Annotated in this window: 13 protein-coding genes; 3 read left to right on the forward strand and 10 right to left on the reverse strand. The window is 39.1% G+C overall.

Annotation, left to right across the window (positions count from 1 at the left end):
- Positions 1-32 precede the first annotated feature (32 nt).
- Positions 33-209, reverse strand: a complete 177-nt coding sequence (locus FVQ77_11315) for a HEPN domain-containing protein (GenBank protein MBW8050902.1) — start codon at positions 207-209, stop codon at positions 33-35.
- Positions 210-335: 126 nt separating this feature from the next.
- Positions 336-1,475, reverse strand: a complete 1,140-nt coding sequence (gene hppD / locus FVQ77_11320) for a 4-hydroxyphenylpyruvate dioxygenase (protein ID MBW8050903.1) — start codon at positions 1,473-1,475, stop codon at positions 336-338.
- A gap of 169 nt (positions 1,476-1,644) precedes the next feature.
- Here hppD and FVQ77_11325 point away from each other — a divergent pair, with 169 nt between their 5' ends.
- Positions 1,645-2,067, forward strand: a complete 423-nt coding sequence (locus FVQ77_11325; protein MBW8050904.1) for a hypothetical protein — start codon at positions 1,645-1,647, stop codon at positions 2,065-2,067.
- 62 nt (positions 2,068-2,129) lie between these two features.
- On the opposite strand, the gene trpS is transcribed toward FVQ77_11325, so the two are convergent.
- Complete coding sequence (gene trpS, locus FVQ77_11330) at positions 2,130-3,098, reverse strand: tryptophan--tRNA ligase (GenBank protein MBW8050905.1); 969 nt, start codon at positions 3,096-3,098, stop codon at positions 2,130-2,132.
- A gap of 316 nt (positions 3,099-3,414) precedes the next feature.
- Here trpS and FVQ77_11335 point away from each other — a divergent pair, with 316 nt between their 5' ends.
- A complete protein-coding gene (locus tag FVQ77_11335) occupies positions 3,415-3,639 on the forward strand; it encodes a 50S ribosomal protein L28 (protein MBW8050906.1) in 225 nt (74 codons plus the stop codon).
- A 192-nt stretch (positions 3,640-3,831) separates the two neighbouring features.
- Here the strand turns inward: FVQ77_11335 and rfbD are convergent, their stop codons facing one another.
- The 4 genes from rfbD to FVQ77_11355 all read right to left on the reverse strand — a co-directional run bounded on the left by rfbD (position 3,832) and on the right by FVQ77_11355 (position 16,341).
- Positions 3,832-4,686 (reverse strand): dTDP-4-dehydrorhamnose reductase, encoded by an 855-nt coding sequence (rfbD, locus tag FVQ77_11340; protein ID MBW8050907.1) that lies wholly within the window; start codon positions 4,684-4,686, stop codon positions 3,832-3,834.
- A gap of 24 nt (positions 4,687-4,710) precedes the next feature.
- Complete coding sequence (locus FVQ77_11345; GenBank protein MBW8050908.1) at positions 4,711-6,750, reverse strand: DNA polymerase III subunit gamma/tau; 2,040 nt, start codon at positions 6,748-6,750, stop codon at positions 4,711-4,713.
- Between the two features lie 49 nt (positions 6,751-6,799).
- On the reverse strand, positions 6,800-13,435 hold the full coding sequence (locus FVQ77_11350) for an OmpA family protein (protein MBW8050909.1): 6,636 nt from the start codon (positions 13,433-13,435) through the stop codon (positions 6,800-6,802).
- A gap of 527 nt (positions 13,436-13,962) precedes the next feature.
- The gene (locus FVQ77_11355; GenBank protein ID MBW8050910.1) at positions 13,963-16,341 is read right to left on the reverse strand and encodes an OmpA family protein; all 2,379 of its coding nucleotides are present in this window, start codon (positions 16,339-16,341) and stop codon (positions 13,963-13,965) included.
- 208 nt (positions 16,342-16,549) lie between these two features.
- Between FVQ77_11355 and FVQ77_11360 the strand changes: the two genes are divergently transcribed.
- Positions 16,550-17,377, forward strand: a complete 828-nt coding sequence (locus tag FVQ77_11360) for a cyclase family protein (protein ID MBW8050911.1) — start codon at positions 16,550-16,552, stop codon at positions 17,375-17,377.
- Positions 17,378-17,383: 6 nt separating this feature from the next.
- Here the strand turns inward: FVQ77_11360 and FVQ77_11365 are convergent, their stop codons facing one another.
- From FVQ77_11365 to FVQ77_11375, 3 genes are all read right to left on the reverse strand, one after another.
- Positions 17,384-19,960: a T9SS type A sorting domain-containing protein gene (locus tag FVQ77_11365; GenBank protein ID MBW8050912.1), complete on the reverse strand. Its 2,577-nt coding sequence runs from the start codon at positions 19,958-19,960 to the stop codon at positions 17,384-17,386.
- A gap of 297 nt (positions 19,961-20,257) precedes the next feature.
- Complete coding sequence (locus tag FVQ77_11370) at positions 20,258-21,724, reverse strand: glycosyltransferase family 1 protein (protein MBW8050913.1); 1,467 nt, start codon at positions 21,722-21,724, stop codon at positions 20,258-20,260.
- A gap of 60 nt (positions 21,725-21,784) precedes the next feature.
- Entirely contained in the window at positions 21,785-23,017 is a 1,233-nt protein-coding gene (locus tag FVQ77_11375; GenBank protein ID MBW8050914.1) for a glycosyltransferase family 4 protein, read from the reverse strand.
- Positions 23,018-23,033 lie beyond the last annotated feature (16 nt).

Below are 23,033 nucleotides of genomic sequence, written 5' to 3' on the forward strand. Positions count from 1 at the left end.
CCCACATTTTTTGTACATTACTTATAATATTACTATTTTTGAAGTGATTTTACCAACCACCTTTTGTCTATTAGACCTAATTTTTCAATTACAAGATGTCCCAAAAATAAAGCCCAATGATAATCTTTCGTTTGAAACAAATGGTTCATTGTTTCAAAGTCTTTATCAGAGCTTTCTATCCAATGGGTTGTTATTTTTTGAGTATCCACAGTTATATTCTCAGACCCAAACCAATAAACTAAACACTAATGAAAATAAATATTTACTAATATGATCTTGCCAATTGTTTTCCATTTGTTTATAATTTTATCTTCTTACAAAAAAACTTTAATAATTTAAAGATTCCCCCTCTTCGCCTGCTCCAGCTCTATAGATTCAAAAAGCGCTTTAAAATTGCCTTTACCAAAAGATTTGGCTCCTTTTCTTTGGATAATTTCGTAAAACAAGGTAGGCCGGTCTTCTACGGGTTTGGTGAATATCTGCAGCAAATAGCCCTCATCGTCTCTGTCAACCAATATATTTAAGTCTTTCAATGGTTTAATGTCCTCATCTATTTTACCAACCCTGTCTAATAATGTATCATAATAATTGCCAGGTATGACAAGAAAATCAACGCCTCTTTTTTTCAATTCTGTAACAGTTTGGAGAATATCATCCGTAGCGAGGGCAATATGCTGTACGCCAGCGCCTTTATAGAAGTCAATATATTCCTCTATCTGCGATTTTTTCTTTCCTTCAGCCGGTTCGTTGATCGGGAATTTGATTCTATCGTTGCCATTGGCCATCACCTTGCTCATCAGGGCGGTATATTCTGTAGAAATATCCTTATCGTCAAAGGAAATAATTTGTTTAAAACCCATCACATCAGCATAAAATTTAGCCCAGGTATTCATTTGACCCCAGTCAACATTTCCAACTGTATGATCTATATACTTTAAACCTACTTCGGTGCTTTTTACAGAAGATTCCCATGATTTATATCCGGGTAAAAAAAGGCCTTGATAATTTTTTCTCTCAACAAAAATGTGAACCGTATCACCATAGGTATGAATACCCGATACTTTCACTTCACCAAATTCATCCTTTTCCGTTACGGGTTCCAGATAAGATTTAGCACCTCTGCTGGTGGTTTCCTTGTATGATTTTTCTGCATCATCTACCAACAAAGCAATTACCTTTACACCATCTCCGTGCAATTTTATATGGTCAGCAATAGGTGAGTCATCGCTCAAAGGAGTGGACAGTACAAAGGTAACTTTGCCCTGCCTGAGCACATAAGACGACCTGTCTCTCAGCCCCGTTTCCAGTCCTGCATAAGCCAAAGGTTGAAAACCAAAGGCTGTTTGATAATAGTAGGCAGCTTGTTTGGCATTTCCTACATAAAATTCAACATGGTCAGTACCATTGAGAGGTAAAAAATCCTCTACACCCCTGGTAGTTGTTGTACTGGTAATTTCTTTTTCCTGTGTTTCCATAATGAATTAAGTTTATTTTTTATAGATTAAATTTTCACTTTCATCTAGTACCTTCTTATACAAAGATATAGTTTTTTTTTAAAAAAAACAAACTTTTTAAAACTTTTCTTGTAACTTTAATTTCAAATACAGAAGTTTGCCTGAACTTTTAATTTTAAATTTACAGATCATGGACACTAAAAGTTTAAATCTCAAATTAGCTGAAATAGCAGAAAAAAGAAACCAGCTATCCGGAATAGATTATTCCGATAAGCAATATGATGACCTGGAGGAAGCGCTTCACGATATAGAAGACGACTTTAATGAAACTTATGGCCCATATCTTGAAGAGGCTTTGCAGAAAGTGCATGATAAGTATTGCCCTGAAAACGATGTGCTCATACCCACTTCTTACCTCGCAAATAAGTACATAGAAACGGGCAAAAATAAAGATGGGTCCCCTGTTTATGACGTAAGTCATGATGAAGGCATATCAGTAGAATCTGAGGAACTTCCAGGCAAGGACATGAAGCTCGTAATTGTTCCAAATCCTACCCGTATTTTGCTGATGATAGGTGGAAACCAAAAAAAGGATGTTTGGACAGCCTCTTAATTAATTGTATCGGATCTGCTAGTGTTAAATTGCATAAATAATCTATATAATTAAATTTAACACTAATATCCAAGTTTACTTCTTACTCTTTCCAGCACATCATACGCAATAGCTTTAGCTTTTTTCGCCCCATCAAGCAGCTTTTTTTCTAACTGGTCAGGATTATTTATATATTGGTTAAACAACTTTCTTTCTTTGCTGTATTTATTTAAGATCAATTCAAATAACGCTTTTTTAGCATGGCCGTAGCCATAATTTCCAACAATATAATTATTGCGCATTTTTTCAGTTTCTTCCTCAGAAGTTATTAATGAATATAAATGAAATATTACACATGAACCGGGATCTTTAGGCTGTTCAAGCGTTTTGCTGTCTGTTATAATAGACATGATGGTTTTTTTTAATTGCTTTTCAGGTTCAAAAATATTGATGATGTTGTTGTATGACTTGCTCATTTTTTGGCCATCTGTGCCGGGTATGGTCATTACATCGGCATCAATTTTAGGTTTGGGCACTACAAATGTATCTCCGTAGAAGTTATTAAAGGTTTGGGCAATATCGCGGGTCATTTCCAGGTGCTGTTTCTGGTCTTTGCCTACCGGTACAATATCGGCATCATAAAGCAGGATATCGGCTGCCATTAAAACAGGATAAACAAAGAGTCCTGCATTTACTTCTGCGAGCCGGTCAGATTTTTCTTTAAATGAATGTGCTTTGGCCAGCATAGAATAAGGTGTAAAGCAATTGAGGTACCACGTAAGCTCACACACCTCGATCACGTCAGATTGCCTGTAAAAAATATGCTGTTTTGTATCAAAACCAAATGCCAGCCAGGCAGCTGCTGAAGCATAGGTATTGTTTTTTCTTATTTCAGCATTTTTAATAGATGTGAGCGAATGGAGATCGGCAATAAAAAATAGTGATTCATTTTCAACTGACTTGGACAATTCAATAGCGGGTATGATCGCACCCAATATATTACCTAAATGAGGTTGTCCGGAGCTTTGAATGCCTGTTAATATGCGAGCCATTTATAATTTACGATTTACGAATGACGAATGACGAATGACGATTTACGAATGTATAATGCTAATCCCGAGTATTCAGCGATTTTTAACCCCCTAATTATTTTAGCAATTTAACTACGCAAAGATAAGCTTTTTCTTTATTTATAAGAAAAAAGAATAGACACTCAAACAAAACCTGTTATTTTAATTTTTTTTTGTTAATTCCCAAAAATCCACTATATTTGCAAATTAATACTAAATACGCAAAGCGTAGAGTACCAAGATATAGCACAGGAACGCTATGCCCCGCCAGTTGGCGGGGCTACGCGTTTTAAGAGATATGTCAAGAATTTGTCAAATAACAGGTAAGAAAACCAGCGTGGGTAATCGTGTCTCTCATGCCCATAATAAAACGAGGCGCAAATTTTATCCAAACCTGCAAAAGAAAAGGTTTTATATTCCTGAAGAAGACCGTTGGATCACCCTGACTGTTTCAACGAAGGCGATCAGGACCATCAATAAAAAAGGTATAAGCGCTGTGTTGAAGGAAGCTAAAATTATTTAATATGGCTATCCCCAAATAATACCTATAATTATTTTAGAATATACCTTCACTCCAAATATTGCATGGCTGCATGAATGCATGATTAGATTCTTCCATGCATTCATACAGCCATGCAATTTTACAACAGAGTAGAGAGATTATCCCGAGTACTCGGGAGATTTCATTAGATACAAAAGCGGATACTCATTTTATCTAACTATCTTCCAGATAATCTTTCAGCCCTTCTTCCCAATTTCCAAAAACATTCAGTCCCTGTTTTTTTAAAAACCCATTTTCAAGAACTGAATAAGACGGCCTGGCAACTTTTATGGGAAATTCATCCGGGCCTGCAATATTTAAGGGCGTATTAATTTTCTTTATTCTGAATATTTCTTTCGCAAAATCATACCACGAACAGTTCCCTTCTGCCGTAGCATGAGATAAACCATAACATTCATCCCTGCTAATCTTTACCATTTGTTTGGCTAATTCAGCAGTGGATGTAGGTGTCAATACCTCATTATCTACCACCCTTACCTCATCACGTTCTTTGGCTAACTTTAACATGATATCAACAAAGTTATATCCTTTTGCTCTGCACGGGCTTTTACCATAAAGGCCGGAAGATCTCATTATAAGAAATCTCTCAGCTATCGCCTGAACGAAAAACTCACCTGAAAGCTTTGTATTTGCGTAAACATTTAATGGTGAAGGTAAATCTTCTTCAAGATAAGGCTTTTCTTTGTTTCCATCAAAAACGTAATCTGTGCTTATATGAATAATAAAAAAACCTAAATCGCGGGAAAGCATGGCAAGGTTACGAGCCCCCAATGCATTTACAGAAAATGCTTTTTCAAGTTCAGTCTCACATTTTTCTACGTGATGATATGCTGCGGTGTTCACAACTATATCTGGCTTCAATGATTTCAATACGGAAGAAACAACATCTATATCAGCAATTTCTACTTTATCATGATTCAGCTCAATTACCTGATCACCATTTTTATTGAATGCTGCGCAAACGTCTGTTCCAAGCTGTCCGTTTGCACCTATTATACCTACTTTCATATTATAAAAAATGACAATTTTGAGTTACATATCTGTCTCCAACCCAAATTTCTCTTTCATTTCATTTAGTAGCGGGTATTTCTCAGAGAGGTACGTAAATTTTTCGCGGTCTGTATATATCTTCTTTTGTGGATTGTGGGGCATTATTTTAGCTTCTACCATAATTTTAGCATTGCCTGATTCCTTTCTCAGGGTTTTCAGCAGGTCAGATTTAAATTCACTGAATTGATCAAGCTGTACCTGGTTGTCAAGCTGCAGGCTAATGATGTGGTTGTCAACGGTTATTTTGCTGCCTGCTAAAATAGTATGCTCATTCATCTTACCTTCTGTCTTTTTTTTTTGAGCATAGCTATCCCACGTTTTTTGTATTTGTTCTTGTGTGACTGGCTTGTCAGAAGCCCCCCCCACCCCCTCCCGGCCAAAGGTACGGGACAGGGCCGAAGGGGGGGCTTTGCTATCCCCTTTGCCAGCCGTGTTTTCCTGGGATCGATCAGCATTTTCTCTTATCTGGGACTTATATTTTTTAAAGTCTGTGATCTTAATGGTATCTTTAAAACTGGTGTTTGATTCCGATCCGTGCTGATAATTATCGGGAGCAATCGGATTTGGAATTGAGGGTGTTGTATCTGCCCCGGCTTTATCGGGATTTCGCTGATGCTCAACCTGAGCTTCCGGAGCTTGGTGAGGCTGAACTGCCTGGCCTGTTTTATTAACAGAAGAGCTTGGTTGATATTCAGTTTCCTGCTCCTTAACTTCAGATTTGTGTGTATTCTCTGATTCCCCTTCCCCTTCATGCGTTGAAACATCTTTTTTACTGTCGGGTACACTATATTTAGCGCTTTCCATGCCTCCGGAGTCTTTTAAGGGCGGCTCTGAAGTAACTATTTTTTCAGAACCGGGCGCTTTATTTTTATTCTGCTCTTCTTTTGTTTCCTTTTGAGATTGTTGGTGTTCTAAAAGATTAACTGCCTGGTTAATATGCGCCATTTTCATCAAAGCCAGTTCAACGTGCAAACGCTGGTTTTTACTAATTTTATAATTGATATCGCATTGGCTGACAATATTTAATGCCGTCATCAGGAAAGATAAAGGAGTATTTTTTGCTTGCTCCTGGTATCTTTTTTTTATATTGTCTGAAACCTGGAGCAGTTTTATGGTTCCATCATCTTTGCAAACCAACAGGTCACGAAAATGTTCGCTTAATCCGACAATAAAATTGTGTCCGTCAAACCCGTTGCGAAGTACTTCATCGTAAATCAATAATGCCTCAGAAATATTTTCCCCTGTCAGGTAATCTGTCATTTTAAAATAGTAATCATAATCAAGTATGTGCAGGTTCTCAATGGTATCTTTGTAGGTAACCTGGTTATCTGACGAGAAAGTTGCGATAAGGTCAAAAAGGGACAATGCATCGCGCAAAGCTCCATCTGCTTTCTGGGCTATCAAATGTAATGCTTCGGGTTCGGTTTTAATCCCTTCCTTTTCGGCAATTTCATTTAAATGGGTTACAATATCAACAAGCTGGATCCTGCTAAAATCATAGATCTGGCAGCGGGAAAGGATGGTAGGTATAATTTTGTGCTTTTCGGTGGTCGCTAATATAAAAATTGCGTGGGACGGGGGTTCTTCCAATGTTTTCAGAAAGGCATTAAAAGCATTGGTTGAAAGCATGTGCACTTCATCAATAATATAAATTTTGTATTTACCTGATTGTGGCGCATAGCGCATCTGATCCACCAGGTTCCTGATATCATCTACCGAATTGTTTGAAGCGGCATCTAATTCATGGATATTAAAGGAGGCGTTATTGATAAAGCTAACGCAAGACTCACATTGATTGCACGCTTCTGTTTCGGGGGTAAGGTTCTTGCAGTTTATAGTTTTTGCCAGGATGCGCGCACAAGTAGTTTTACCTACTCCTCTTGGCCCGCAAAATAAAAACGCATGCGCCAGGTGACTATCTTTGACCGCATTTTTTAAAGTGGTAGTGATATGCGACTGGCCGATCACATTATCAAAGCTATCGGGCCTGTACTTGCGTGCCGATACAACGAAATTTTCCATTGGTGTTTTAGCTTGCAATATAGAAAATTATTAGTTAAGAATTTATTTCTTATATCGCCACAAACTCCACTCTTCTGTTGTTTGCTTTACCTGCGGATGTAAGGTTGGTATCAACGGGTTTGCTTTCTCCCCATCCTCTTGCTTTTAATCTTGAAGGATTAACGCCAAATTTAACGAGCGCCTTTTTAATTGCTTTGGCTCTGTCTTCAGATAGTATCTTATTAGAGGTTGCATCACCGTCACTGTCTGTATGGCCTTCTACACTGAATCTCAGATCCTGGTGTTCTCTCATTAATACTGCTATTTTGTTGACTGCGGCAAAAGATTCAGATTTAATGGTTGATCTGGCAACATCAAATAAAATGTCCCGGGATATAAATTTACCTTCACTCACTACCAGTTCATATAATGTCATGCCTCCGAGGGGGGTAAAGACTTTACATCGGTTGGCATCTGTTGCCGTAACGGAATAGCTGCCTTGTTTAAGCCCTGTTACATCCTTTGTGATTGCTCCGTGGCTCCAAAAGTAAGTGATTGGGGCAACTCCTCCGTTTACCCTGATGAATATTGCTCCGCTGCTGTCACCACAGCATTTAACGTTTGTAACGGATTCTATTGTGAGGATGAGATCTGGCGGCTCATTAACGATCGCACTGATATTGTCCATACATCCGTTGGCATCGGTAACCATTGCTGAGTAGCTGTCAGCAAAAACACTCTCAATATCCTCTTTTCCAGACCCGTTACTCCAGCTGTATTTGTAAGGAAGAACCCCTCCTTTAGCTGTTATATAAACCGCTCCCTTTTTATCTCCATAGCACAAGACATTCTTTATAGAATCGAGGGTAACAGCAAAGGTTGGCGGTTCATTAATGGTTGCAGCCAGGCCTGTTGCACAACCGTTGGACTCTGTTATCTTCACTGAATAGTCGCCTGCCGGTAAACCAGCTATATCCTGTGTGGTAGCTCCGTTGTTCCACGCATAAATATATGGAGGCACTCCTCCGGTAACGGTGATATTTATCAGTCCGTTTTTTTCCCCGTTACACGGGATGTGGGTTATGGCATCCACCGACCTGAAAAGTTCTGATGGCTGGGAAATGGCAGTAGTAAGGGATACGATACAGCCCCTGTTATCTTTTATCTTTACCGTATAGTTACCGGCATAAATTCCTCTTAAGTCCTGCGTAGTGGCTCCATTATTCCATTCATAGGTGTATGGAGCAACACCACCGGTAATTGTAATGTTAATTTCACCTGCGCTGTCTCCATGGCACCTGGCATTTACAACATTATCTAAAGAAAGAATCAGATTTGGTGGACGGGAGATGGTTGCTGTGATGGTTTCCATACAGCCATTGGCATCTTTTATCTTTACTGAATATTCACCAGCATAAAGCCCTTTTAGATCCTCTGTTTTAGCTCCGTTATTCCATCTGTATGTGTATGGAGCAACGCCTCCTGCAACCGAAATGTTTATGGCGCCATCGGTGCCTCCGTGACACATTATGTTATTAACTTCATCTAACTTTACAGTAAGCAATGGGGGTTCAGCAAGCTCTGCACTGATGTTTTTAATACAGACATTGTTATCTGTTACATTTAATGAATATTTACCAGCCGTAACTCCTGATATATCTCTTGTAGTAGCGCCATTGCTCCAACTGTAACTGTATGGAGCAACACCCCCTTTGATCCTAACCTTAACAGCGCCCTGGCTGCCCCCGTTACACCTGATGTTCTTCGCATCATCCAGGGTCAATGAAAGTAATGGCGGCTCGGTAATGCTTGCACTCAGCGTTTTAACACATCGCTGTGCATCCGTAAGGGTTACTGAATAGTTTCCTGCGGGAACATTTTTCATATTCTGTATAGTATCTCCACTACTCCAGCTATAACGGTAGGGAGCGCTGCCCCCTGTAACTGTTACGCTTACAGCACCCTTTTTTTCCCCGTTGCATAAGACGTTCTTTACAGATGCTAAGCTTAGGGTGAGCAATATAGGTTGAGTAATGCTTGCACCAATGGTTTTTACACAACCTTTGGCATCGGTTACATTTACTGAATAATTCCCTGCCGGGATCCCTGCAATATTCTTTGAGGTAGCGCCATTGCTCCAACTGTAAGCGTACGGTGCAACGCCACCTTTGACCGAAATTTTTACTTCTCCTTTGCTTTCACCGTAACATGATATATTCTCCACAGAAGCTAAGCTCAGGGAGAGCTCTGAAGGTTGGGTAATCGTAGCGCTATCGGTGATCTTACAACCATTGGCATCTGTTACAGTTACTGAATAGGCGCCTGCAGAGACGCCTGTAATATCCTGTAAGATACCTCCATTGCTCCAGTTGTATGAGTAGGGAAGAACTCCCCCTGAAACCGTAATATCAATAACGCCTTTTCTATTTTGATAGCACAATAAGTTCATTACGTCATCAATAGTAAGTTTGAACCTGGGTGGCTGTTTAACTTCTGCCTTTAGTGTGCCTTTATAGCCATTGGCATCTGTTATAGTTACTGAATAGGCGCCGGCAGGAATGCCTTTCAGGTCTTGTGTTGTAGCTCCATTGCTCCAACTATAAGTGTAAGGGGGCACCCCTCCCTTAGCTGATATATTTATCTCGCCCTCTTTGTTACCGTAACATTTAATGTTGGTTACTGCATCAGTGGTCAGTACGAGCAATGGCGGCTGGGTAATGATTGCGCTTTGAGTTTTAACACAGCCCCTCGCATCTTGTACCGTTACGGAATAATTACCTGCCGGTACATCAATAATATCCTGCGTTTTAGCCCCGTTACTCCAACTATAAGTGTATGGAGCGCTACCCCCTGAAACCGAAATTTTTACAACGCCCTTTGACTCTCCATGATTCAGGATGTTTTTCACTTCGTCAACAGTTAAAATCAGTAGTGGAGGTTGGGAAACAACTGCACTGATCAGGGAAACTTTACAGCCGTTGGCGTCTGTTACCGTCACTTTATAGCTGCCTGCCGGAATTGCTGCCAGATCCTGTGTAGTAGCTCCGTTGCTCCAACTGTATGTGTATGGCGTAACGCCTCCTTTAAGCGTAATATTTACTGATCCGGATTTGTCGCCATAACAACTGATGTTCTGTTGTTCGTCCTTGGTCAGGGTGAGTATAGGAGGCTGGATCACATTTGCAGAAATTGATTCGGTACACCCTTTTGCATCAGTTACGATCACTGAGTAGCTCCCTGCAGTAAGGCCGGTTATATCCTGTGTTGCAGCCCCATTGCTCCATTTGTAAGCATACGGCCCCACTCCACCTCTGACTGTTATGGAAACTGCTCCGGTAGCGCCCCCATTACAAAGGATATTCTTCACATTATCCAGGGTCACAGTGAGTAAGGGTGGCTGGATAACTTTTGCACTAACGGTTTTAATACAGCCATTGTCATCAGTTACTGTTAATGTATAACTTCCAGCTGCGATCCCTGATAGATTCTTTGTAGTTGCACCGTTGCTCCAGCTATAAGTGTATGGAGCAGCACCCCCCGTGATCTTGACCAAAACAGCTCCCTTTCTCTCTGCGAAACAGTTGATATTTTTTACAGTATCAATTTTGACTACGAGTTTTGGCGGCTGGGTAATCTCTGCACTAAGTGTTTTGGTACAGCCATTGGATTCTGATATCTGCACTGAATATTTGCCTGCCGGAGCCCCTGAAATATCCTGTGTGGTGGCTCCATTATTCCATTTATAAGAGTATGGAGGAATGCCTCCGGTAACGGTGATGTTTACTACCCCATTACTTTCCCCATAACAGCGGTTATTTATCACAGCATCTAATTTATGTACGATCTTTGGCGGCTGGATAATATTTGCACTAATAGTTTTTGTACAACCGTTGGCGTCTTTTATCGTTACTGAATACTTGCCTGCGGAAATTTCTTTTACATCCTGTGTAGTACCACCGTTATTCCATCCGTAAGTGTATGGAGGCACTCCACCCCTGACCGTAATATTTACTTCTCCTGTCTTATCTCCGTAACATAAAATATCAGTCACAGCGTCAAGGGTTTGGATGAGCAAGGGTGGCTGGGTTATCCTTGCATCCAGGGTTTTCATACAGCCCATAGCATCTTTGATCGTTACTGAATAGGTGCCAGAGGGTAGATTGTTTATATCCTGTGTGGCAGCCCCGTTGCTCCAGTTGTAAGTATAAGAAGCAACACCTCCGCTAACTGAAATATTTACTTTCCCGGTCTTATTTCCGTAACATAAGACATCAGTAACAGCATCAAGTTCAGGGACAAGCAACGGCCGTTGTGTAACGGTTACACGAACAGTATCCCTGCAGCTTTTGGAATCTTTGATCGATACTGAATACTTACCTGCCGGAATTCCCGTAATATCCTGTGTGATAGCCCCGTTGCTCCATTTATAAATGTAGGGGGGGGATCCTCCGGTAACTGTAATGTTTACCGCACCCTTACTTTCTCCATAACACCTGATATTTGTTACGCCATCTAATTTTTTTACGAGCAATGGGGGTTGTTTCACGGAAGCGCTAATAGATTCGGTACAGCCATTGGCATCATTTATCGTTACAGAATATTTTCCTGCAGTTACTGCTGGTATATCCTTAGAGGTAGCTCCATTACTCCATTTGTAAGTATAAGGAGAAACGCCCCCGGTAACCCTGATGTTTACAGCTCCTTTGTTATCTCCGTAACAAGCGATGTTCTTCGTAGAGGCAAGGCTCAATTCAAGTAAGGGAGGCTGTGTTATTTTTGCAGTGATGGTGTTTGCACAGCCATTGGCTTCTGTTACTGTTAATGAATAGTTGCCAGCAGCAATCCTGGATATATCCTGTGTAATAGCGCCATTGTTCCAATCGTAAGTATAGGGTGCGACTCCTCCTTTGATCGTGATGTCAACTGCTCCTTTACTCTCTCCATAACATTTTATATTTGTTACAGATGCCAGGTTCAGATCCAGCTTTGGAGGCTGAGTAATTTTTGCACTGGTGTTTCTTGTACAGCCTTTTGCATCTCTTACTGTTACAGAATAGCTCCCTTCCTGAACGCCAAGCAGATCCTGTGTTGTAGCTAAATTGTTCCATTTGTAAGCATAAGGAGCAACGCCACCGGAAACTGAAATATCTACTATTCCCGTCTTATCTCCATAACACTTAACATTCTTCACAGCATCTAATTTAAGTATGAATAATGAAGGTTGGGTAATGATTGCGCTGGCAGTTTCCTTAAAGCCATGTGCATCTGTTATCGTTACTGAATACCTTCCTGCCGTGACACGTTTTAAATCCGCAGTAGAAGCCCCATTACTCCACCTGTATTTATATGGGCCAATCCCTCCGGTAGCAGTAATTAATACAGCTCCTGAGCTGTCACCATAACACATAACATTCTTCACAGCATCTATTGTACCGACCAGCATTGGCGGCTGAGAAATGCTGGCATTGATGGTTTTTGCACAACCACTGGCATCTTTTACCGTTATTGAATAGCTTCCTGCCGGAACAATTTTTATATTTTTTGTCTTAGCTCCGTTACTCCAGCTATAGGTGTATGGTGCACCTCCACCGCTAACTTTAATTTTTACAGCACCGGTTTTGTCTCCATAATGCAAGACGTTGACCACAGTATCTATGACCAGGGAAAGTAATGGCGGTTGAGTAATGGTTGCTTCCAGCATTTGTGAACAGCCATTGGCATCTGTAACAGATACTGAATAGTTTCCTACCGGCACGCCCGTAATATCCTGCTTAGTAGCTCCATTGCTCCAGGCGTAGGTATAAGGAGCAACTCCCCCTTTCACCGAAATGGCTACCGCTCCCCTATTTTCTCCGTAACAGAGAATATTCGTCACAGCGTCTAAGATAAGTGTAACAGGTTCTTCTTCTTTAACATTTGCAGTGATGAAATCCTGACAACCGGTTGCATCTGTTATTTTCACTGAATACTGTCCTGCCGGAACCCCGGATATATCCTGGGTAGTGGCTCCGTTGGTCCATCTGTAAGTATATGGAGCAACTCCCCCGGCAGCGGAAATACTGATCGCTCCCGTACTCTCTCCATAACAGAGAATGTTTTTTACAGCATCTAATTTTACCTTTAGCCTTGGCTTTTGTTTAATAGTTGTTGTAACAATGTCCTGGCAGTTGTTGGCATCTGTTATCAATAATGAATAGTTACCTGCCGTAACGCCTGATACATCCTCAGTGGTCGCTCCATTATTCCAGCTAAAAAAGTAGGGAGGCACGCCTCCTGTAACGGAAATGTCAATCGCTCCTGTACTGTATCCATAACAATTTATATTTGTCACAGAATCTAATTTTGCAACCAGCAGTGATGCCTGGGTAACAGTTACAGTGATGCTGTCCGGGCATTTGAGGGCATCTACTACCATAACTTTATAGACGCCTGCCGGGACGCCTTTTATATCCTGTGTGACAGCACCGTTACTCCATTTGTATTTGTAAGGAGATTTTCCCCCTTTAATCGAAATATCCACTGAACCCTTGTTGTCACCGTGACACAAGATGTTCTTCACAGATTTTAGCTTGACCTCGATCAATGGCGCCTGGGTAACGACTGTTTTACCTGATTTCCCTTTTTTTTCTTTGATCTGGGCAGCAGTTTCATTGAAAATAAATACACTCAATAACGCTGCCAGGGAAAAAATAACTAAATTTTTCATATTTAAGACTATTTACTTTGGGGTTATATCTTTTTTCGCACCAAATCCCCATATAATTTTATGCGCAAAGTTAAATAACATTTTTAATTAACAACAAGATTTACTAAAATTTCTCATAAACTTGTTTTATAAACAATCCGCTATGCAACTAAACCGCAATAATGCTTAAAAAAAATCAAATAACAAATACAAATTATTAAATAAATAAAGACTATTAAAAATTTTCCCGCTATCATTTCTTCTCCCAACCTTGAACAGGCGTGTAAGTAAGGGATTGTTAGAAAATAAACTTTACATTTTGACTTGTTCTTTTGTCCATTTTCTGCGTTACAAAATCTTTAAATAGCTGTGCTATTCGCAGATTTTATGCCTTGAAAATGAACAAAATCACTGCGTCAATTCTGTAAACTTTATTTCCTAACAATCCCTTAAAACGAAAAAGGGTTTCAAACATAATACAAAATTTTTAAAAGTCAAGGAAAAATGCAAAAATTTAAACTTATTTTAAAAAGTTTTTACAAACAACCCTAATCAATCATTCTTTGGAACCCTTTATATTTTGAAATCCAGGCATCTTTTATGCCTTTTTTAATTATCTCGTTTAAGCGTGTTTTGGCAGCTTTAAAGTCTCTATATGAACCGGCAAAATATCTGTACCATCCATCAATGTCTTTTTGTGTTGTAACATCCTGAATTCCCTGAAATCTGAGATCGCTATCCTGTAAAGGTGATCTGGATGCAGCGATCTGAACTTTATAGATAATTTCTTTGCCCTCAGGCTCTTCTTCAACTTTTTTTACTGTTGTCGCTTCTTCCACTGTTTCTTTTTCTGTTTCAACTATTGACGGATTATCAATCCGTCCTACTACTGACGGATCATCAATCTGTCCTACATCTTCTTTTGGTTCTTCTTTCGGCTTTTTACTTTTTTTCTTTTTTTTAGATTTTTTTTCCTGACCTGCCTGCGCTGAAGCTTCCCGACCTTCGGCACGGGACAGGTCTGCAGGCAGGTCAGGATTAGGTTTTGTAGTATCTTCTTTTGTAGGAATATTCCCGATTGACTCGGGATCAACGTCCCCGCCTACTGTATCTTCTTGCATGCGTTTGAGTTCCGCTTCTATTTCTTCCTGGGTATAATCTATCTTTTTTTCAACTTCAGCCTTTTCTTCAGTTTCAGGTTCTGTTTCGTATACTTCTTCTAATATAGCTAATGCTTTTTGTTTTGTTGTTTCTGGTTCTTCCTCTACCTTTGTTTCAATTTCTTCTTCTTTGTCATCGTCACCGTATTGTTTTTCTCCTGCTATTGCAATATCTTCTGCCTGTGTTTCCTCTATTTCCTTATCTATTTTGGCTGTTACTTCATCTTTAAGTTCATCTTGTTCTTCTTCTGCTGCTTTGACTACTTCCAAACTATCTGGCATTTCCTTCGCTTTGGTTTTTTCTTGTTTTTTAAGCCTTTTTGGTTTTTCTGTTCCCTCAGCTTTATCTTCCTTTTCTTCCAATTTGTTGTCGCTATTGTCATCGTCATAATCATTGTATTGTTTCTCGTCTGCTGTTGTCACCTTTTCCAGATCAACAGGTTCTTCTTTTAGTACAGAGGACCAGGATGCAACGATCTCTACTCTCCTGTTTTGCTTTCTTCCTATAAGTATAGAATTATCTGAAATGGGTTTGGTTTCTCCATAATATTTTATTGTAATTCTATCAGGCTCAGCCTCTACAGAGAAAAATCTTTTTACTGCGCTGGCACGTTTTTTAGATAATACCAGATTAGTTTCAGCATTGCCAACATTGTCAGTATAACCGGATATGGTGATACGATAATTGGATTTTTTACTAATAAGCTGGATGAGTTCTTCCAAAGAGGCATAAGAAGCAATTTCAATGATATCACTTCCGGATTTAAATTCTAAGTCTTTAATAGGAGCATTTAAAAACTCTTCAATACTGAGTTCAGGGGTTAATGATGAACGGTACAGATCTATTTCTACTCTTCTATTTTTTTGCCTTGAAGAGGCAGTTTTATTAGAAACAACAGGTTTTACTTCACCATAATATCTAACAATAATTTTGTTTTTTACATCCTTGTTAGCAAGAAATTTTTTCACTGCAATAGCCCGTCTGTAAGAAAGGGATAAATTGTTTTGGTCGCTTCCAACATTATCCGTATGGCCTGTTAGTTCAATACCCCATTCAGGGTTTCCCATGAGCAGTTCACCTAATTTTTCCAGCGAGACATAGGACTCCTGCCTTATAATATCACTTCCAAATTCAAACTCCAGGTTTTGGTATGCAGTCCTTACAATTCCTTCTTCTTTCAGGCGCTTGAGCTCTTCTTTCGTTAGGGTTTTTATTATAACTCTTTTGGGTCTTTCCTGCGGCTTGACTTCGTGTTCCTCATCTGTTATGGTTTTTTCTTCATCCGGTTTAGCTTCCTGCACCTCATCTGTATAGGCAATTAATTCCTCACGATAACCGGTAGAAACGACAGGCAAAGTTCTTCCTATAGATGTAAGATAAAGTGTACCTCGTAGATTATTTAAAAGATACTGAAATTTGTCAGCTGGTGATTCTACACCAGCTATATTATCATCTACAACCACCAAATATGAAATAGTAAATTCACTTTCAGGGGGCAATGAACTCCATAATATTTCGAGATCCGGAACATTAAATGAATATGTCCCGTTTATTAATTCAATAGGCGTAACGGTACACCCCGGTGGTAATTTTTGTTGTAATTGTGCAACACCTCCGATAGTGCCTTTGTTTATGGTTATTTCTACTATATACCCTTCAACCGGTTGATCAGAGTAGCGTATCTTTTGTAAAGCAGATACTTCATCACTATATGCCTTAAAACAGACTAAACTCACTAAGCTTAAAAGCAAAATTATATTCTTCATCGTAATAAGTGTTTATGGCTATCCATACGTAATTAACCCGATTAATATTTTCCTGCTGAAAGCAGTTTTATTTGTAAACATTTCTACTACTGCACGGATTGACAATCCGTTTTACAGGCAAATTTAAACTAAATTTATAAAATTGTCAAGAAAGTAAAATAGTTTGACAAACTTAAAAAAAATATGTAGAACTTTGTGATTTAAGGTTATGATCAATAAACTTTCATTTGAATATAATGGGAAAAAATTCCATTTTGACCCAAAAAAACCCATTGACGTCTCAATTCCATTAAGAGAAGGAGACAATAATGTCAATTCTTTCCGGGCAGAACCGGTATTATTTGAGACTATAAGGTCTGGGGGTTTTACCGGGAGTGTCAAAGAAGGCGGATCATGTAATTATAAAAAAGTACAAATTACGCCTCACGGAAACGGTACGCACACCGAATGTTATGGACATATTTCACCTGATGAAAGCGCTACTATTAATAATTGTTTAAAGGAGTTTATCTTCTTCGCAGAATTAATATCCATAGCTCCTCAAAAGCAAGATAATGGTGATAGAATAATAACTTTTGAAGATTTTAAAGCGAAAAAGGATGATAAACACCCTGAGGCATTGATCATCAGGACATTGCCTAATTTTGAAGCAAAGAAGATCTGCCAATACTCTGGCACCAATCCGCCATACCTCGACCCGGAGATCTGCCGATACTTATGCTCTATATATGTAAAGCATTTGTTAATTGACCTGCCATCTGTTGATAAAGAAGATGATGGAGGCATACTAAAAGCACATCACGAGTTCTGGCAGTTTGCATCCCCTGTAAATGCAGGGCAGGCAGGTGTGCCCTCTTCCCGCCTCTTCTTAAAAGGGGGTAAACCTGATACCACAAGAAAAGATTGTACGATCACAGAATTGATCTACGTAGCGGATAACATTCCAGATGGCCAATATTTATTAAATCTACAAATAACCAGTATGGAATCAGATGCAAGTCCCTCTAAACCTATACTCTATAAATTAGGCATTTAAAAAGAATCACTCAATGATTATCTTCTTATTTATTGCTTTTATGTTCGGGATAATTACCTGCAAATAATAAATACCTCTTGAATGATCTTTTAATTTAATTTCTTTCCTGAAAGTACCCGATAATTGTTTGATATTTTCATTGTAAATCAGTTTGCCACTGGCATTAAAAAGCGCTACCTCCACATTCTGAACATTGGGCAAATTCAACTCTATGACGAACGCCCCCGCATTGGGATTTGGATATACCTTTAATTGGTATTTGCTGAATAAGGATTGATCAATGCCAGTAAGAATAACCGTTACCGAATCGCAAATAGTAGAGTCTTTTCCACAAACACTGGTTACTGTCAGGCAAACGTAATAAGCACTATCAACCAAAGAATAGATATTCAGTGGACTTGCAATGTTATCGGTATTCCCATCCCCAAAATTCCAGAACCAGCTTACAGCATTTGAAGAAGAATCAAAAAAACTGACAGTTGAGAATGTAACATTATAACCGAATTTTGCAACAGGAACAGGACAAGAGATCGTTACGGAATCGCAAAAAACAGAATCTTTGCCGCAAACATTGGTTGCTGTCAAACAAACATAATACGAACTATCAGCGGGAGGATAGGTATGCGGGGGACTGGCAACAGTAGTATCGGTGCCGTCACCAAAATTCCAGAACCAGCTTACAGCATTCATCGAAGAATCTGCAAAATTAACCGTTAAGCCCGAATCAACATAGCTAAATTTTGCAACCGGAGCAGGGCATATAATGGTTATTGAATCACAGATAGTAGAATCTTTACCGCAGGCATTGGTTACTGTAAGGCAAGCAACGTAAACACTATCAGCAAAAGCGTAGGTGTGTTGGGTACCGGCTGAGGTATCGGTATTGCCGTCTCCAAATTCCCAGTAATAGCTTACAGCGTTTTGGGAGGAATCGGCAAAATTGACTGTAAATACTGAATCCATATAGGAAAATTTAGCAACCGGAGCAGGGCAGCCAAGCTGTACCGTCTGACAGATCGTATCAACGTCACAAGGGTTTGTACCAATCAAACAAACTGTATAAGTACTATCTGCAACAGGATAGGTATGCTGTGGATTAGCCACTGAATCTGTGTTCCCGTCTCCAAAATCCCAATAGTATGTACCAGCATTTACAGATGAATCTGTAAAGCTAACCGTAAAAGTAGTATCAATTGTATAGCCAAAATTAACAACCGGAGGATAATCACAGCCTAATTTGGCTACGAAAATATCAAAGTTTGATGCGATAAGCGTGTCGTTACCAAACAGTTGAGTGCCCCCGAAATAACCGGCAATATAGCTATTACCATACTTGTCAATACTAATTCCATTTCCTCTATCGTCAACACCTGTACCGCTTACGTGTTTAGCCCATAATATATTGCCTGCCAGATCATATTTTACTACAAATATATCACGGGAAACCGTAGAGACAAGCGTGTCGGAACCAAAAATTGCTGTGCCTGAAAAATAACCTGTTAGATAAATAGATAAGGAATCATCACTGACTATGGATTGTCCACTTTCAAGAGAGGAACTACTCCCATTGCTTTTTACCCATAAAAGATTACCGGCAGCATCGTATTTTGCTATGAATATATCATCTGCACCGGCAGAGATCAATGTATCAGAGCCGTTACCAAAGATAGCTGTATCCGTGAAAAAACCGGTAAGGTAAGCATTACCAAAGCCATCTGTACTAATTGCGTTTGCCCGATCAGCCAGGCTTCCGCCAGCCGATTTTGCCCATAGAAAAGTACCTGATGAATCATATTTTGCAATAAACGTATCCCAATTTCCTGCACTCACAAGTGTATCAGTGATACCAAAGATAGCTGTGCTTTGAAAAATACCTGAAAGGTAAATATTGCCGAAAGGGTCAATAGCTACTCCTGTACCACGGTCGTTTCCTGTTGACCCTGCCTGCTTTACCCATACCAGGTTACCAAACGAATCATATTTTGCCAAAAATATATCTTTTAGATCAGAACTTGTCAATGTGTCGGTGCTGCTAAATGTACAAACACCTGTAAAATGGCCTGTAATGTAAACATAACCCAGGTCATCTTGATCAATTCCCCAGCTAACATCATTACCTGTACCACCTGCCATTTTAGCCCAAAGTAAATTTCCTGCTGAATTATATTTTGCTATGAATATATCATTAACATTAACTCCATTACTTATTAAGGTATCAGTTCCAAAGATGGTTGTATCTCTAAAATTACCGGTTATATATGCATTTCCTAAGTCATCAGTAATTATTCCCAATGCTCTGTCAGCCCCAGTTCCTCCTGCACTTTTTGCCCATTGAACAAACCCTGTTGGGTCATACTTTGCGATGAATATATCTGAGTTGCCAGCACTTACAATGGTATCTACACCTATGAACAGTGTATCTGCGAAATCTCCCGTTATATAGATATTCGCTGCGGTATCAATACTGATCCCATAACCATGATCAGCCAATGTTCCACCTACCTTTTTAGACCATTTCCAAGTTTGAGCGAACGAGGAATTGAAGATTGAAAATAAAACGATGGTAAAGATTATTTTTTTCATGATCAGTGTGATTGTATGTTGTTGAGTTTGATTGGTACGATGTTTATTCAAGGCGCAAGTATACAAAAATAAATTGATACCTAAAAATCTAAATTAAAAAAAACAACTTAAATTGTAAGCATTATTAACATCATGCACCAAATTATCAGTTACTGGATGCTGGTTACTGGGTGCTGGTTGACCCTATTATTATTAATTTTTTACTTTTACGGCAACTAAATTAAGGAAGTATCATAACATTTACATCACTTTTCTTTCTTTTTAATTTAGATTTTTAGGTGATATATCAAGTACTTTTTACAACATAAATGTTGTTTTACAAATTTCTATCAAAAATTGATACCTGTTTGCTTCATAATGACCTTTTAAGAAATTTTTAATATCTGCCTGAACCAAAGAAAAATTATTTTTTAAAAAATTGATGGCTTCCATATATTCTTCAAGAGATGAACATTTCCGGATAATATTTTGCGGTGCATCAATTAAATATTTCAAATCTGCATTTACAATAGGAATACCATAGCTCAACAGATTAAATATCCTGTTGCTGACCGTAATTGAATGGTTATTTTTAAAATTAAGATCATAAGGAATAATCGAGCAGCAAACGTCATCAAAATCAATATTTTGAATATCGCAAGATGGTAATAGTTCAAAATTCTTAAAGTTAAGCAGGTAACGTATTTGTTTACGAACATTTTTGGCTACCGGCCCTATAAATCTTAGCTTAATTTTGGCTTGAGCAAGGTTGGTGATTATTTTCCAGTCAAGCTTATTGTTGATATATCCGTAATAGAGGACTACCTCCCGCATATCACCTTCCGACTTCCTCTCCTCCTCACCCCCTAGCCCCCTCTCCACTGTCGTGGAGAGGGGGAGCAAGTGAGTGGAAATAGATGAGAAAGATTGGGGTTTTTGGTATAGCTTTTCAGCCCAGGGAAAGAACAGGTAGGTATTTTTGTTATATTTTTTCATTTTTTTTAATAAAGGATATGACACGGTAAGAACGATATCTGAGTTCATGCAGGTTTGCCGGATCTGATCCCTGGCTGATCTTTTCATCCAAAACTTTGCTTTCACTTCAAAATCATCATTGATGATGGTTGCAATGGGAGCATTAGGAAAGAGGTTTTTTAAGAAGTAATAATCATAGTTAAAATTTATTATGAGGTCTGGTGGGATGTTAGACCCGCCTGCCATAGGCCTTTGGCGGGCAGGTGTTGGATGCTTGCCCCGTAGCGAGGTACGAGCGTATCGGGGTTGGATATTAGATGTTAGATGTTTACCCTGTTGGATTTTTACCCCGTGATCCCGAGTACTCGGGACTATTTCACCTGGGTCTGTTTTATCCAACTGGGGTTTGTTATTGTTATTCAGTATTTTATTAATGTATTTTAATTCGTAATATTCGTTTAATTTTCTAAGTAACCTGAAAGGCCTTAACTGGTGATGAAGTAATTCAGGATGGGAATAAAAATGGATGCCTTCCTCTAATCTAGCAAGAACTTTCCTATCCCGGGTACCCGGGATAGGAAAGTTAGTATAATTTTTTTCAAAAAAAATGATATTATGACCGTTTTTTTTTAGCAGCCTTGTTAATTGATGTCGTAACCGGGGAGGTTCTTGCCATTTTGTTTTTGAAAAAATAATGATGTTTTTAAACACCTCACCCCCATCCCCTCTCCTGCCTGTCCCGATTTTTTCGGGGAAGGAAAGGAGGGAAGAGGATTCTTTTTTTATAGTAGAATTAATCATTTTTTTCATTCTATAGTTCTACAAATTTATCACACACATTTTTAATTTTATAGTCGTTTAAATTAACCCTTAATCGTTTTGTATTATATTTTTATATTCATTTATTATGATCTCCGCATTTTTATCTACATTATAATGTTTTTCCACATATTTTTTTAACTTTCCAGCACGCTGCAAAGCGCTTTGATAATCTGATCTAACGTTATTGATTGCTTCAACAATGGCTTTTACAGAACCAGGCTCTACGAGCAACCCCCTTCCATCAGCTAATAGATCCGTTATCCCTCCAACAGCGCTACCTATAACCGGAAGATACGCAGCTCCGGCTTCTATTAAAACCGTAGGCATTCCTTCGTCATAGGAAGGTAAGACGAGCAGATCGGCTGCTGACATTAATAATGGGATCATGTGGTGTGGAGTAAGCCTGGTTGAAATCACATCAGAAGCCGAAACTATCACATCTGTTAAGGGGCCAAAGCCGCTAAAAATACCTGAAAGCTCCCCTCTACCAGCTCCCCCTGCCTCCCGTAATGCTGGCCCTGTGGGAGGGGGGCTGGCAGGATGGTTAGGGGTGAGGCGCTTAATGGTTTTGATCGCTTCAACCAATTCAATTATACCTTTTCTCTTTATAAAATGCCCGGCATACAATACGATAAATTTACCAGAAGGTAATTTCAATTTTTCTCTTGATACTAACTTATTTGGCAAATTTTCGTAATTGGCTAAATTTATACCAATTGAGATAATTTTTGGCCTTCTGCCTGTTAAAGATTCTGTTCGTTCGGATAAAGGCTTGCTAACCGAGATCACTTCATCAGCGCCAAGTATGGCCTTTTTGAACCTGTTGTGCGAGCGTTTATTATAAAATGGATATTCGTTAACATCATTCCTATGTAATGTAAGCATATAGGGTACATTCCAAAATCGTGAAAGTTGAAGCGCTGCCATACCTAAAGGATATGCAAAATGGGCATGGATCAAGTCGGGCTTTCTGTCAAAGATTTTTTTTACCGCAAAATATATAAACTTATGTACAGCCCCATAGTATAAATGTTTGTAATAGCCAAAATATCTTGGGCGGTAAATCCCGATGTCTGACCGGCATTCATAATAAGGCAATTTCTTATATGTTTTTATTTTTTTTGACAAAGCAGGGATGAAAGGTGGAATATAAGGAACCGGAGCTATAATGTTCATCTCAACGCCCTTTTTTGCCAACCCTTCAGCAATATCGATGTGAAATGCTCCATCCATAGGATTTAGTGCATTGGGATATTTGGAGACTAACCATAAAAGGGTCATGTGGGAATAATAGTAA

This window comes from Cytophagales bacterium, assembly GCA_019456305.1.
GTDB lineage: Bacteria > Bacteroidota > Bacteroidia > Cytophagales > VRUD01 > VRUD01.

What these genes read in the sequence shown, in the direction of transcription:
- hppD (MBW8050903.1), bottom strand. Translation starts at nt 1,475, where the DNA reads ATGGAAACACAGGAAAAAGAAATTACCAGTACAACAACTACCAGGGGT.
- FVQ77_11325 (MBW8050904.1), top strand. Translation starts at nt 1,645, where the DNA reads ATGGACACTAAAAGTTTAAATCTCAAATTAGCTGAAATAGCAGAAAAA.
- trpS (MBW8050905.1), bottom strand. Translation starts at nt 3,098, where the DNA reads ATGGCTCGCATATTAACAGGCATTCAAAGCTCCGGACAACCTCATTTA.
- FVQ77_11335 (MBW8050906.1), top strand. Translation starts at nt 3,415, where the DNA reads ATGTCAAGAATTTGTCAAATAACAGGTAAGAAAACCAGCGTGGGTAAT.
- rfbD (MBW8050907.1), bottom strand. Translation starts at nt 4,686, where the DNA reads ATGAAAGTAGGTATAATAGGTGCAAACGGACAGCTTGGAACAGACGTT.
- FVQ77_11345 (MBW8050908.1), bottom strand. Translation starts at nt 6,750, where the DNA reads ATGGAAAATTTCGTTGTATCGGCACGCAAGTACAGGCCCGATAGCTTT.
- FVQ77_11350 (MBW8050909.1), bottom strand. Translation starts at nt 13,435, where the DNA reads ATGAAAAATTTAGTTATTTTTTCCCTGGCAGCGTTATTGAGTGTATTT.
- FVQ77_11355 (MBW8050910.1), bottom strand. Translation starts at nt 16,341, where the DNA reads ATGAAGAATATAATTTTGCTTTTAAGCTTAGTGAGTTTAGTCTGTTTT.
- FVQ77_11360 (MBW8050911.1), top strand. Translation starts at nt 16,550, where the DNA reads ATGATCAATAAACTTTCATTTGAATATAATGGGAAAAAATTCCATTTT.
- FVQ77_11365 (MBW8050912.1), bottom strand. Translation starts at nt 19,960, where the DNA reads ATGAAAAAAATAATCTTTACCATCGTTTTATTTTCAATCTTCAATTCC.
- FVQ77_11370 (MBW8050913.1), bottom strand. Translation starts at nt 21,724, where the DNA reads ATGAAAAAAATGATTAATTCTACTATAAAAAAAGAATCCTCTTCCCTC.
- FVQ77_11375 (MBW8050914.1), bottom strand. Translation starts at nt 23,017, where the DNA reads ATGACCCTTTTATGGTTAGTCTCCAAATATCCCAATGCACTAAATCCT.